This is a genomic window from Microbacterium soli (assembly GCF_039539005.1).
GTDB classification, from domain to species: domain Bacteria; phylum Actinomycetota; class Actinomycetes; order Actinomycetales; family Microbacteriaceae; genus Microbacterium; species Microbacterium soli.
Window position 1 is genome coordinate 2,319,285 of sequence record NZ_BAABCP010000001.1, and the last position, 13,275, is coordinate 2,332,559.

General features: G+C 69.2%; 12 protein-coding genes. 7 read left to right on the forward strand and 5 right to left on the reverse strand.

Translation table 11 applies throughout. From position 1 onward, the window contains the following. The first annotated feature begins 161 nt into the window (after positions 1-161). Positions 162-860: a GntR family transcriptional regulator gene (locus ABD770_RS10940; RefSeq protein ID WP_344819592.1), complete on the forward strand. Its 699-nt coding sequence runs from the start codon at positions 162-164 to the stop codon at positions 858-860. On the opposite strand, the gene ABD770_RS10945 is transcribed toward ABD770_RS10940, so the two are convergent. Both ABD770_RS10945 and ABD770_RS10950 read right to left on the reverse strand, forming a co-directional pair. Beyond that, positions 857-2,143 carry an amidohydrolase family protein gene (locus tag ABD770_RS10945; protein WP_344819593.1) on the reverse strand — a complete coding sequence of 429 codons (1,287 nt, stop codon included), beginning with the start codon at positions 2,141-2,143 and terminating at the stop codon, positions 857-859. The two genes, ABD770_RS10940 and ABD770_RS10945, sit on opposite strands and share 4 nt — an antisense overlap. 4 nt (positions 2,144-2,147) lie before the next feature. Continuing rightward, positions 2,148-3,386 carry an ABC transporter substrate-binding protein gene (locus ABD770_RS10950; RefSeq protein WP_344819594.1) on the reverse strand — a complete coding sequence of 413 codons (1,239 nt, stop codon included), beginning with the start codon at positions 3,384-3,386 and terminating at the stop codon, positions 2,148-2,150. Between the two features lie 178 nt (positions 3,387-3,564). Between ABD770_RS10950 and ABD770_RS10955 the strand changes: the two genes are divergently transcribed. Continuing rightward, on the forward strand, positions 3,565-4,707 hold the full coding sequence (locus ABD770_RS10955) for a M24 family metallopeptidase (protein WP_344819595.1): 1,143 nt from the start codon (positions 3,565-3,567) through the stop codon (positions 4,705-4,707). A 212-nt stretch (positions 4,708-4,919) separates the two neighbouring features. On the opposite strand, the gene ABD770_RS10960 is transcribed toward ABD770_RS10955, so the two are convergent. Further along, positions 4,920-5,612 (reverse strand): phosphocholine cytidylyltransferase family protein, encoded by a 693-nt coding sequence (locus ABD770_RS10960; protein WP_344819596.1) that lies wholly within the window; start codon positions 5,610-5,612, stop codon positions 4,920-4,922. 24 nt (positions 5,613-5,636) lie between these two features. Further along, a complete protein-coding gene (locus tag ABD770_RS10965; RefSeq protein WP_344819597.1) occupies positions 5,637-6,611 on the reverse strand; it encodes a hypothetical protein in 975 nt (324 codons plus the stop codon). Here ABD770_RS10965 and ABD770_RS10970 point away from each other — a divergent pair. The 3 genes from ABD770_RS10970 to ABD770_RS10980 are packed head-to-tail and all read left to right on the forward strand — an operon-like array spanning position 6,550 to position 9,461. Beyond that, on the forward strand, positions 6,550-7,617 hold the full coding sequence (locus tag ABD770_RS10970) for an ABC transporter ATP-binding protein (RefSeq protein WP_344819598.1): 1,068 nt from the start codon (positions 6,550-6,552) through the stop codon (positions 7,615-7,617). The genes ABD770_RS10965 and ABD770_RS10970 overlap by 62 nt on opposite strands. After that, on the forward strand, positions 7,593-9,161 hold the full coding sequence (locus tag ABD770_RS10975) for a hypothetical protein (protein WP_344819599.1): 1,569 nt from the start codon (positions 7,593-7,595) through the stop codon (positions 9,159-9,161). Before ABD770_RS10970 ends, ABD770_RS10975 begins: the two co-directional genes overlap by 25 nt. A gap of 33 nt (positions 9,162-9,194) precedes the next feature. Next, positions 9,195-9,461: a DUF3039 domain-containing protein gene (locus ABD770_RS10980; RefSeq protein ID WP_344819600.1), complete on the forward strand. Its 267-nt coding sequence runs from the start codon at positions 9,195-9,197 to the stop codon at positions 9,459-9,461. A gap of 14 nt (positions 9,462-9,475) precedes the next feature. Here ABD770_RS10980 and ABD770_RS10985 read toward each other — a convergent pair whose 3' ends face one another. Beyond that, positions 9,476-10,795: a nicotinate phosphoribosyltransferase gene (locus tag ABD770_RS10985; RefSeq protein WP_425562752.1), complete on the reverse strand. Its 1,320-nt coding sequence runs from the start codon at positions 10,793-10,795 to the stop codon at positions 9,476-9,478. An 82-nt stretch (positions 10,796-10,877) separates the two neighbouring features. Here ABD770_RS10985 and ABD770_RS10990 point away from each other — a divergent pair, with 82 nt between their 5' ends. After that, complete coding sequence (locus ABD770_RS10990) at positions 10,878-12,380, forward strand: glycoside hydrolase family 3 protein (protein ID WP_344819602.1); 1,503 nt, start codon at positions 10,878-10,880, stop codon at positions 12,378-12,380. Between the two features lie 22 nt (positions 12,381-12,402). Next, a complete protein-coding gene (gene murI, locus ABD770_RS10995) occupies positions 12,403-13,257 on the forward strand; it encodes a glutamate racemase (RefSeq protein WP_344819603.1) in 855 nt (284 codons plus the stop codon). Positions 13,258-13,275 lie beyond the last annotated feature (18 nt).

Sequence of the window (13,275 nt, forward strand, 5' to 3'; positions counted from 1 at the left end):
TTGCGGCTGACCCCGTGCAGATGGGGTCTCCTTCTTCGCGCATGAGGACTCCTTCTCCGGGCGAGGATTGGACAGCTTTGATCAGATTACTGATGTATTCAGTGATGGTCAATATGGCCATTCAGTGAGACGATAGGCGGAGGCAAGCGCGAAGGGACACGATGGATACGCAGGACAGACCAGAGGGGATCGGCGTCGCGCAGTGGGTCTTCGACTCGCTCAAGGACGAGATCATCCAAGGCCGGATAGCCCCGGGCGAGTTCCTCGTGGAAGGAACCCTCGCTTCGCGTTTCACGGTGAGCAGAGGCCCGGCACGCGAGGCCCTGCAGCGGTTGTCCCAGGCCGGGCTGGTGAAGGCCATGCCGCGTGTCGGGTACCAGGTGACGCATGTCAACGCGCGCGACTTCGAGGAAGTCTTCGTGATGCGGCTCCTCCTCGAGCCCGAGGCCACACGGCTGGCGACCCGGCGCATCGCCGCGAAGCAGTGCTCGATCGCACGCCTCGACGCCCTTGCGCAGGCCGGTTACGAGCTCCGGGACGCACCACCGGAGAACTTCGCGACCCGAGTGCTCGCACTCAACCACGAGTTCCACCTGCACATCGCCGAGCTGTCGAATGTGCGGCGCATCGAGTCCGCCGTGGACACACTGCTCGATGACCTCTCCCGGGTGATGCACCTGCTGGCGAGCAGTCCCGATCTGCTGGATCCGGTGTACGACGACCACCCGGACCTGGTGAAGGTGATGGCAGCCGGGGACGCCGATGGTGCGGCGGAGCTCATGACGCAGAGCCTGGAGCAGACCCGGGCGCAGATGCGCCCTCTGGTCGTCGGTGCCGAACTGGGGATCGCGGGAGACTAGTCGTCGGAGCGTCGGACGACGCCGTCCACGAGCAGCAGACGCAGATGCTCCGGTCGTAGGTGCTCCCGGGTGGGATCGACTCGCCATACGGCGAGATCCGCCCGCTTTCCGGCGGCGATCTCTCCGAGATCCTCCGCGCCCAGGGCATGAGCCGCCTGATGGGTGGCTGCTGCGAGCGCCTGAGTCCCGCTCAGCCCGGCTTCGCGCAGCAATGCGAGTTCGTGATGCACGGCGAATCCGGGCAGCAGGCGCCCGAGCCCGACGCCATCCGTTCCCGCCACGATGCGCACGCCCGCAGCGACGCATTTCTCGACGAAACGCCGCACGCGCATCCGCCCGGTGTCGTAGAGCCGTCGAGACTCGGGGTCGACCACCAGGCTGGTGACCATGGAGTCCGCCTCCCAGGCCAGTCGGACGTACTCGGGGAGGAAGGCGTTGTCGGGATGGTCGATGTCGATGGATCGATCACCGAAGACGACCTCGTCGATGAGCAGGGTGGGGTCGAGCGTGATGTCATGCTCGACGAGTTCGGCGATCAGGTCATCCACCCACGGGGCTTCGACGTCGAGACGAGACCACAGACGGGGTTCACGCTCGGTGACGGGGAGGGGATCGATGACTCGGGCTTCCTCCTCGGGGAGGAAATCACGAGCGGCGATGCGCACGTGCTCGAGATTGCGCAGTCCCGCGCGCACTGCTCTCGGCATCCCCATGGAGCGGGGGACGTGGCCGACGACGGGGATGCCGACCTTGGCCGCCTCGTCGAGGATGGCACGGAGCACCTCGTCGGTGATGTGGTTGTACACCTTGACGAAGTCGGCGCCTCGTGCAGCCTGATCGCGCACAGCGGCGCGCGCGGCATCCGGATCGTCGACGGCGCGGCTCGCTGAGGGCCAGACGACCGGCGAGCCATCGAAGATCTCGCCGGAGAGCCAGATCTTCGGGCCATCCAGCGTGCCTTCCGCCACGGACTGCCGGATGGCGCTCTGCACGGCGATCGGCCCACCGGGGTCCCGGATGCCGGTGACGCCGTTGTCGAGGAACAGCGAGACCGGAGGCGTCGGGCCGGTGATGAGGGCCAGGTGACAGTGCATGTCGATGAGTCCGGGCGTGACCCAGCAGCCATCGAGATCGATCGTCTCCAGATCCTCATCGGATGAGAAGGATCCGGGCGGCACCACTTCTGAGATCCGGTCGCCGGTCACGAGGATGTCGTAGCGGGAGACGCCGCCGTTCACCACGTCGACGACCTGTGCGCCGCGAAGGAGTCGTCTGGTCATCATCTCATCACTCCACGTTGATCTCGCGCTGGACGGTGAGCTCTCCGCTCTTGTAGACGAACTCCTCGTAGAGCCCGGAGGCGGAGTCACCGTTGTCGTCGAGCTCGATCGGCCCGGAGGCGCCCGTGTAGTCGATGTCCTCGCCGGCCTTCAGCGCGGCGATCGCCTCGGGCAGCTCGAGATAGGTGTACTCGGTACCGGGGGCGTTGGCGACATCCGCGATGTGGCTGTTGATGTCCGCGGGGTCGGTGGATCCGGCGGCGACGGCGGCCAGGAAGCAGAGCATCGCCGCATCGAAGCCCTGTGCGTCGAAGGCTCCGCGCTCGCCGTGCGCGCTGGCGAGCCCGTCGAAGTCCTTCGCGGCATCGGTGTCGGTGATGGTGCCGGGGCGCACGCCATGGGCACCCTCGAGGGCCTCGGGTGAGATCGCATCCGGGATGGGCGAGAGTCCGAGCGACGCGGTGACGTAGAGCTTGGAGGGGTCGTACTTGCCGGTGCGGAGCAGGGCATCGGCAAGTTTTCCGAAGGTCTCCGGGTAGTCGACGGCGACGAGGGCGTCATAGTCCTCGGCGGTGAGCTTCTGCGCTTCCGACTCGAATGTGGGCGCAGTGGGCGCGTAGCCCAGCGTGAGATCGATCGTGCCGCCGGCCGCCTCCCACGCACTGCTGAAGCTGTCGAGGAGGCCCTTCCCATAGGCGGAGTTCTGGTAGGCGAAGGCGATCTTCTTCCCGGCTGCGCCGCCGATGCCATCGCTGACCGCCTGCGCGAGGGCACGCCCCTGGAGGTTGTCGGGCGGCATCACCCGGAAGATCGTGCCGTCGTCGTCCTCGTCGCGCAACGAGACGGATCCCGCTTCGGGGAATATCGAGATCTTCCGGGCCTTGGTGACCCCGTTGAGCACAGCGAGGGCTTCGGGGGTCGTGAGCGGGCCGACGAGGCAGGCAGCGCCGGATCCGACGAGCTTGCGGGCTGCGGATACGGCGCCTTCAGCCCGGGATTCGGAATCAGCGTCCTCGAAACGGGCGGATATGCCGGCGTCCGCCTCGTTCATCTGCTGGATTGCGACCTCGATGCCGCGGTTGATCGGAGGGCCGTACGCGCCGAGGTCTCCGGTGAGGGCATTGATGCTCCCGATCACGAGTTCCTGGCTTGCGGGGTCACCACCGTCGCCCTGGCTGCCGCATCCTGTGAGGGCTGCGGTGACTGCAATCGCGGTGAATGCGGTGAGAGTGAGAGATGCGCGCATGGCTTCCTTCTGCTTACGTCCTCGTCGTGGCGCCGACATCCTTGTCTTTGATGCGGATTCTGGCTAGATTACTGATCAGATCAGTAGTTGTCAATGAAGCGGCGTCAGCCGCTCGGGAGGCTGACGAAGCCGTACCCGTGCGGGTCATGGTCCGCTCGGGACGAGGAGGTAATTCCGCATGGGCGCGCCGGTGGCTTTCGATGGACTCCCGGCGTTCGATGAGGCGCAGTGGCAGGTCGAACTCATTTCCCGGCGTGAAAGACTGCGTGAGATCGTGCATCGGGCCGGTTGCGCTGCCGTTGTCGTCTTCGCCTCTCCCGAGCATCGGCAGATGTTCCGGTACCTCACCGATTTCGTCCCGGTCATCGGCGACGCCTGGTTGATCGTCTCCGAGCAGCGCCAGTGGGCGGTCACTCAGTTCTCCTGGCAGATCGACGAGTCGCGTGCGGCCTCCGGGTTCGAGGAGTGGGAAGCCGCCTACGAGCCGGAGGATCTCGTGCTCGATCATGTGCGGGAGGCTCTGAACGGCGGGTCGCGCATCGGGGTCATCGGCATGCAGAGACTCCCTCATCGGATGCATGTCGAGCTGAGTGCACGTGCTGAGCTGGTCGATCTCGGTCCGGCGCTGGAGCGCGAGCGGCGCGTCAAGACACCCCTGGAGGTTGCTCTGCTGCAGCGCGCATGCGCGGTCACCGATCGGATGCTGGACCGTGCGCGCGAGCTCGCCGCGGAGCCTGTGACCGAGCTCGATATCGCCGCGGAGCTGTCGTCTGTCGCGCTGCGCGATGCCGAGGGCCTGAGCTTCGAGAGTGTCGTGATCAGCGGCTTCGAACAGGCGTCCGCGATCCGTCGCCCGACCTCTCGTCGTCTGCGCGAAGGGGACACCGTTCTGCTCGATATCGGCGCACAGTACCGCGGATATCAGGCGGATGCGGGGCGCAGCTTCGTCATCGGCGAACCGACGGCGGAGCAGGAGCGGTACTGGGCGATGGTCCTGGAAGTCGCAGAAGAGCTGACCGCCCTCGCGGTGCCGGGGACTCCGGCGCATCGCTTCCACGACATCTACGCGGAGCGCCTCCGCAAGGAGGGCTTCGACCTTCGTCACCGCATCGGTCACGGTATCGGACTCGCCACGTCCTTCGAGTGGCCGAGCTTCGAGGCCGGCGCACAGGACGAGCTCGTCGCCGGGATGACGATCGCCATCGAGCCCGGCGTCTATCGCGCGGGGATGGGCAATCTGAAGCTCGAGGAGAACCTGCTCGTGACCGAGGGCGCCCCGTTGCTGCTGAGCCACGCACCGCGCCATCTCGCAGTGGGATGACCACGTCTGCCGGGAGAGGCACCGGCGGGTCGTTCCCGCGTTTCTCGCGCGCGGAAGTCATCCACAGGCGCGTGGGTGGGGATCGGCTCGGAAGAGCTCTCCCGGCTCTTCGAAGGAGAAGTCATCACCGCCGCAAACCTGGTCGTCGAGCGCCTGCAGCGGCCAAACCCCTCAAGGACGGCGAGGGCGATGCCTCCGCGCGGGGCCCGGCATCACACGAACAGGTTCGCGCGCTCCAGATCCTCCGCGAAGTCGACCTCGACCGCGTACAGGTCGGAGACGTCCATCGGCTCGAGCAGCAGCCCGTCCTCGGCGATGGCCAGCTCGAGACCGCGCTCGAAATAGTCCTGGTCATCGACCCGCTGCAGCTGGCGGATGAAGGACTTCTTGTCGGCGGAGGAGATGTAGTTGATGCCGACGGCCTCGCCGAGACCGCCCTTGACGGTCTTGGAGAGCTCCTTGATGAAGCCCTCGGCGGTGACGGTGTACTTGACCTCTTCGTCGCTGACCTTGGACGTGTTGACGGTCACGAAGGACTGGTCGCGCTCGATGAACTCGATCGCCCGCCCGAGGATGCGCGGGTCGAAGACCACATCGCCGTTCATCCACAGCACGCCCGCGCGCCCCGTCGCGTTCAGCGCGCGGAGCAGGCTCTTGGAGGTGTTGGTGACGTCGTAGCGCTCGTTGTGGACGTACTTCGCCGTCGGGAACGCCTCGATGATCGTCTCGGCGCGGTAGCCGACGACGGCGGTGATGCGCGCCTCGCGGCCGAACACGGCGCGGATGTTGTCGTGCTGCTGCCGCATGATCGTGCGTCCGTCGCTGAGCTCGGTGAGCGGCTTCGGCAGCGCGCGACCGAGGCGCGAGCCCATGCCTGCGGCGAGGATGACGGTCTGAAGAGTCACGGCTTCTCCTAGAGGAAATGGTGTTCACTGTCGATTCATCGACATGACACCTCTTCGTGCCGATCTCATGTTAGTGAGCACACCTGGGAGACCCCGGGACGGGACGGTCGCCGTTGCCGTTTCGTGATCGTTCGCACATGCGATGCACAGACTCGGCGAGGGCGTGACGAGGCGGGTCGGAATGCGTCGGAACTCCCGGATCCGCTGATGCGCGCTTGATACCGTAGTACGCGTGACAGCTGCACCCGACTCCGAGGACGACCGCGACGACACCTCCTCCCAGCCGAGGAGCGCGGGCAGCGCAGCCGCGCCCTCCCCGAGCACGGAGTCGGATGCCCGTACGCCGGACGCCGTGGACGCCTCCGCGGCGAAGCCTGCCGCGCGGAAGACGGGCGCGGCCACGACCACCGCGTCGAAGGGCGCCTCGGCCAAGACGTCGAAGGCCCCGGCGTCGAAGACCAGGACCTCGAAGTCGGCCTCGTCCAAGACGACTGCAGCGAAGTCCGCCGCCGCCAGGGCCGCATCGTCGAAGACGTCCACGGCGAGGACGACGACGTCCAGGCCTGCGGCGTCGCGGACTGCTGCGACCAAGGCCGCTCCGTCGAAGACGGCTGCGGCGTCCAAGACCACTGCCGCGTCGAAGAAGACCGCAGCGTCCAAGTCCACTGCCGCGTCGAAGAAAACGGCAGCGTCCACGTCCACGGCGGCGTCCACGTCCACTGCGGCATCGAAGAAGACCGCGGCGTCCAAGACCACTGCCGCGTCCAAGACGACTGCGGCGAAGTCCACGGCATCCGCGTCCACCGCCGCCAAGGCCCCCGTCGCGAGGAAGACGACTGCCGGGTCCGCGGCCTCGAAGCCCTCCACGGCGAAGAAGGCGGCGTCGAGCGCCGCCGCCGCGAAGACCGCGGCTCCCCAGCGCACGGCGGAGGAGACCGTGGCGAGGACAACCGCGGCGAGGACGGACTCGGCGAAGACCTCGGCCGAGAAGAAGGGCACGACGACGGCATCCGCCGATGTCGCATCGAAGGTCTCCGCAGAGCGAGATGCGGCACCCCGTGACGTCACAGCACCGCTCGTGACCTTCGTCCCCGCGTCTGGGATCCCGGGATCGGAGCCCGGCACGGCTTCCACGTCACCCGGGCCCGCCGCGCCACCCGCGCCCGCCGCGCCGCCCGTCCCCGAGAGCCCACCGGCTCCTTCTCCCGCGGCGGAAGCCGCCGAGAGGACACCGGCCTTCGGGGGCGCGGACGCCGTCCGCATCCGCGGGCTCGTCAAGCGCTTCGGCGACGCGACCGCCGTGGGCGGCATCGACCTCACCGTGCCCGCCGGAACCTTCTACGGCCTGGTCGGGCCCAACGGCGCGGGCAAGACCACCACGTTGTCCATCATCGCCGGACTGCTGCGCCCCGATGCGGGGAGCGTGCACATCAGCGGCATCGATCAGCGGGCGAACCCGTTGGCGGCCAAGCGCGTCATGGGCGTGCTGCCGGACCGGCTGCGCACCTTCGATCGACTCACCGGACGGCAGCTGCTGCACTACTACGGGCAGCTGCGCGGCCTGAACCGCCCGGTCATCGAGAAGCGCGCCGCCGACCTGGCGCGCGCCTTCGACCTGACCGAGGCTCTCGGGCGCGTGGTCTCCGACTATTCGGCGGGGATGACGAAGAAGCTCATGCTGGCGGGAGCCCTCATCCACTCGCCGCGCGTGCTCGTGCTGGACGAGCCGTTCGAGGCCGTCGATCCGGTGTCGTCGGGCATCATCCTCGACGTCCTGCGCTCCTACGTCTCGCACGGCGGCGCGGTGATCCTCTCCAGCCATGGCATGGATCTCGTCGAGCAGGTCTGCTCCCGCGTCGCGGTGATCGTCGACGGCGAGGTGCTCGTGGAGGGGACGGTCGACGAGGTGCGGGCGGGACAGTCGCTCGCCGCGCGATTCGTCGAGCTCGCCGGCGTCGGAGGCGAAGTGGAGGGCCTCGAGTGGTTGCACACGTTCTCCGACTGAGGCTCGCTCTGCTCGCGGGAGCCGTGCGCGGGGAACGACCGGTGCGGGCGGTGCTCGCGCTGGTGGCCACCGTTGCCGTCACGGCCGCGATCTGCATCGCTGTGCTGGGACTGGGCAGCGCGCCCCTGCCCACCGCGCGCACCGTGATCGTGCTGAGCTCGGCGGCGGCGTTCGTCGCGTTCCTGCTCGGTCCCATGTTCACCGGCGTGCCCGACCAGCTCGACCCGCGCAGGTTCGGCCCCTTCGGCGTCGACGAGAAGCGGATGCCGTGGATCCTCGCACTCGCTTCCCTGGTCAGCGTCCCCAGTACGGCCCTCATCGTCGTGCACGCCTTCTTCATCATCACGGTGATCTCCTTCGACGGCGTCGCCTGGCCGCTCGCGGTCCTCGCGGGGGCGGTCAGCGTCATCTCCACGACCCTCGCGGCACGGATCGGCATGGCGGTCAGCGCCATCGCCCTGCCCGAGCGGCGCTCCCGCGAGCTGACGGTGCTGTTCACGATCCCGATCATCGTCATCGCCTTCCCCGTGGCCGCCTACTTCGCCTCCATGCGGTGGGACGGCCACGTTCCCCACGCGGTGGCCTCCGCGACGTCCGTCGTGGGCTTCACGCCGCTGGCCGCGCCGCAGGCGCTTCTGTTCCACATCGCCGCCGGTGAGGTCGGGGCGGCATGGGCGAGTGGTCTCATCGGTCTGGCGACCCTGGCGGGGCTCCTCGCCCTCTGGATCTATCTCGTGCGACGGATGCTCACCACGATCGAGCGCCCTTACACGGTGCGCGAGCGCACCGGCCTGGGTTGGTTCTCGGTGTTGCCGACGAACGCGTTCGGAGCCGTCGCGGCCCGCAGCCTCGTGTACTGGCTGCGCGACCGCCGTTACATCGTCAACGTCCTCATCGTGCCCATCGCGGGAGTGCTCACCGTGCTGCCGCTCATGGTCGCCGGTGTTCCGCCGTGGGCCGCCGCGCTGATCCCGGTGCCGCTGATGGCCCTGTTCTTCGGCTGGCTGCCGCACAACGACGTCGCCTACGACTCCACCGCCCTGTGGATCCACGTCGCCAGCGGCGTACGGGGCGTGCCCGACCGGCTCGGCAGGCTGGTCCCCGTTCTCCTGGTGGCCGTTCCCGTGCTCGCCGTGGCGATCTCCGTCACGCTGGCGTTCATCGGCGAGTGGCGGCTGCTGCTGCCGATGATCGGCCTGGCCGCGGCACTGCTGCTGACGGGATTCGGGATGTCCAGCATCTCCTCCGTCGTCGCGCCCTACGCCGTGTCCCGCCCCGGGGACAGCCCCTTCCAGCAACCGCAGCGCTCCTCGTCGCACGGATCCTTCGGCGCCGCCGGGACCTTCCTGGGCGCACTCGTGGCGAGCGCGCCCACCATATGGCTGTTCGTGCTCACCGTGGTCGACGGCGACGGGCACGCGCTGTCCGCGTTCTGGAGCGGGACCCTCACCGGCGTCGTCGTGCTCGTCGTCGGCGCCGGCATCGGCGGATCCATCTTCGAGCGCCGTGGCGCGCGCCTCATGGAGTTCGTCGAGACCACCTGATCCGCGGTACCCGGCGACGGCTAGAATCGCTGCATGAGTACTCCGCTGGACAGCCCCGATCAGGGTGGAGTGGCAACACTTGATCGCGAACTCGAAGAGCTCCTCCGCGAGGAGAACCTCGAGCCCGGCGACCACGAGCGCTTCTCCCACTATGTCAAGAAGGACAAGATCCTCGAGTCGGCCCTCACCGGCAAGCCCGTGCGGGCCCTGTGCGGCAAGAAGTGGACCCCTGGCCGCGACCCCGAGAAGTTCCCGATCTGCCCGACGTGCAAGGAGATCTACGAGAGCATGGTCGGCTAGCGCCGGGACCGGGTTCAGTCGACGTCGATGAAGACGGTCGGGATCGCCGGGTCGGACTTGCTGAGCGCCAGCGCCCGCACCGGGAGCTCCTCGCGCACCTGAAGGTGATGCTCGCGAGCCGCCAGTGTGCCCGCATGGCCCTCGTGCGAGCCGTCGATCTCACCATGATCGACGAGCACGACCTGCAGCGCCCGCGCATCGGGGTGGGCGGCGCCGTCATCGACCTGCTCGAAGCCGTCGGCGACGGAGATCGTCTCGGCGATGGCGGTGCCGTTGGCCAGAGTGCGGAACGCCGCCTTCCTGCCGCCCTTGGAGACCTTCTCCGCGGATGCCTTGGCGACCGCCACCCACGAGCCCGTGGCGTCCTGCCGCGCGACGAGCTTGTAGACCATGCCCGCCGTCGGATACCCGGAGCCGGTGACCACAGAGGTCCCCACGCCGTACGCGTCGACGGGCGATGCCGCCAGCGCGGCGATCGCGTACTCGTCGAGATCGCTCGTCACCGTGATCTTCGTGCTCGTCGCCCCCAGCTCGTCCAGCTGTTCCCGGACCTCCGCGGCGACGATCGGCAGGTCTCCGGAGTCCAGCCGTACCCCGCCGAGCCCCGTGCCCGCCACACGGATGGCCGTCTCGACGCCGCGGCGGATGTCATAGGTGTCCACGAGCAGGGTCGTGTCGATGCCGAGGCTGTCCACCTGGGCGCGGAAGGCCTCCTCCTCGCTGTCGTGCAGCAGCGTCCAGGAATGCGCGGCGGTACCCATCGTGGGAATGCCCCAGAGGCGTCCGGCCTCGAGGTTGCTCGTCGCACTGAAGCCGGCGATGTACGCGGCCCGGGCGGCCGCCACCGCCGACTGCTCGGCGGCGCGGCGCGAGCCCATCTCCGCGAGCGGGCGCTCCCCGGCGGCGATGCTCATGCGGGAGGCCGCGGTGGCGACGGCCGAGTCGTGGTTGAGCACGCTCAGCGCCAGGGTCTCCAGCACCACGGCGTCGGCGAACGAGCCTTCGACGGTGAGGATCGGCGATCCCGGGAAGTACAGCTCGCCCTCCCGGTAGCCGCGGATGCTGCCCGTGAACCGGTAGTGCTCCAGGTAGCGCAGCGCCTCGGCATCCACCACGGCCTCGTCGCGCAGGAACCGCAGCTCCTCCTCACCGAAGCGGAAGTCCCGCAGCAGCGCGAGCAGACGTCCGGTGCCGGCCACCACGCCGAAGCGCCGACCACCCGACAGCCGACGCGAGAACAGCTCGAAGACGGAGGGCCTGCTCGCCGTGCCGTCGCGGAGCGAGGCGGCGAGCATGGTCAGTTCGTAGCGGTCGGTGAGGAACGCAGAGCTCATCCGCACAGTGTATCGGCGCGGGATCGGCGATACTGATCACGGTTCCGGATACTCCGTGGGCCGAACGCGGAAGGAGCCGAGGATGGCGGAACCCGACGAGCTGGAACGACTGGCCAACAGTGTGCTGTGGCCGGGATTCCTGGGGCGGGAGGTGCCCGGCTGGCTGGCCGACGCGCTGTCCGCGGGACTCGCCGGGGCGGTGTACTTCGCCCAGAACCTCGGCGGTGACACCGCCGCGCTCAGCGCGCGGATCCACGCCATCGCCCCGCACGCGCTGATCGGGATCGACGAGGAGGGCGGCAGCGTCACCCGGCTGGAGACGACGACGGGCTCGACCCTCCCCGGCGCGGCGGAGCTCGGCGCGCTGGACGATGTGGAGGCCACCCGCGCGACGGGATATGAGATCGGCCGCCGGGTGGACGCCATCGGCGCCGACGTCGTGCTCGCACCGGTCGCCGACGTCAACACCGACCCGCGCAACCCCGTCATCGGTGTGCGGTCCTTCGGCTCGACGCAGCAGCTCGTGTCCCGGCACGTGGCGGCCGCCGTGGAGGGCATCCAGGGCACCGGGCTCGCCGCCTGCGCCAAGCACTACCCGGGTCATGGCGACACGCACGTCGACTCGCACCACGGCCTGCCGAGTCTCGAGATCGGCCAGGACGAGATCGAGCGCGTGCATCTGCCGCCGTTCACCGCCGCCGTCCGCGCCGGGGTGCGGGCGATCATGACCGCACACATCCGCGCACCGCAGTGGGGACGCGACCCCGCCACGCTCAACCCGGCTGTGCTGGCGCGACTGCGCGACGCCGGATTCGACGGGGTGATCATCACCGACGCGCTGGACATGGCCGCGATCCGCGAGACCGTCGGGATCGGCGGGGGAGCCGTGCGCGCCCTCGCCGCCGGTGCCGACCTGCTGTGCATCGGCAATCCCACCAACCCCGGCGAGGCGATGCTGCCCGACCAGGACGAGCACGACTACCTCGAGGCCCGGGATGCCGTCGTCGCTGCCCTCCGCTCGGGTGCGCTGCCGCGTTCACGGGTGGAGGAGGCCGCGCGTCGCGTGGTGGAGCTGGCGGCGGTCGTGCGCTCCCGTGGCCCGGTCGCCGACCGTCCGTTCGACGGGGATGCCGTCTCCGGCCGTGCCCTCCGCGTCGACGGGGTGCTGCCGGCCTTCGCCGATGCGCCGACGGCCGTGCTGGACCTGCGCCGCGCCTCCAGCCTCGCGGTGGACAGCGCGGCCGCGCATGTCGCGCAGGCGCTCGCCGCCGGAGGGGAGATCATCCGGCTCCACGCCGACGACGCGTCGGACGCGTCCGAGGCCGAGATCACCGCAGCCGTCGACGCGACAGGGAACGGGCAGGCCGTGGCGCTCGTCGACCGCATCGACCCCGGCACCGCGCAGCGCGCCGTGCTGGACCACCTGCGCGTCCGGCTTCCGGGTCTGGTCGCCGTCAATGTGGGACTGGCGGCCGACGATCCGGGCCCCACCATCACCGCATCCGCGGCGAGCCTCGTCGCCGCCCGCGCCGCCCGCCGCGCGCTGACGCCCCGACCCGCGCTCGGTGCGGGCTCGGCCCGATAGCGGCCGAGTAGGCTGGGGGATCATGAACGACGCGCCGATCGGGATCTTCGACTCCGGAGTCGGAGGACTCACCGTCGCCAGGGCCATCCGCGCGCAGCTCCCGCGGGAGTCCTTCGTGTACGTGGGTGACACCGCCCATTCGCCGTACGGCTCCAAGCCCATCGCCGACGTCCGCCGATACAGCCTCGAGGTGCTCGACACGCTCGTCGACCAGGGCGTGAAGATGCTCGTGATCGCGTGCAACACGGCATCCGCCGCGATGCTGCGCGACGCGAGGGAGCGCTACGAGGTGCCCGTGGTGGAGGTGATCGGACCGGCGGTGCGCCGTGCCGTGTCGACCACGCGCAACGGCCGCATCGGCGTGATCGGCACCGTGGGGACCATCGGTTCGCGCGCGTACCAGGACATGTTCGAGGTCGACGAGCGGCTCGAGGTGTTCACCGCCGCCTGTCCGCGCTTCGTCGAGTTCGTGGAGGCCGGCATCACGGGCACCCCGGAGGTGCTCGCGACGGCCGAGGACTACCTGGCGCCGTTGCGGGACGCCGGCGTCGACACGCTCGTGCTCGGTTGCACGCACTATCCGTTCCTGCGCGGCGCGATCAGCTACGTCATGGGCGACGGCGTCTCCCTGGTCTCCAGTGACGACGAGACCGCCGCCGACGTGTACCGCCAGCTGGTGCGGCGCGACCAGCTGGCCTCGAGCACGGCCGTGGCGTCGTACACCTACGAGGCCACCGGTGCCTCCGCCGACGAGTTCACCGTGCTCGCCAACCGGCTCATGGGCCACGAGGTGCGCGACGTGCAGCTCGTGCAGACCGGCGTCATCACGCTGCCTGACCTGTCGGGCTTCGAGGACGTCGACGCACTGCGCCCCTGAACTCCCGAGAACCCGATC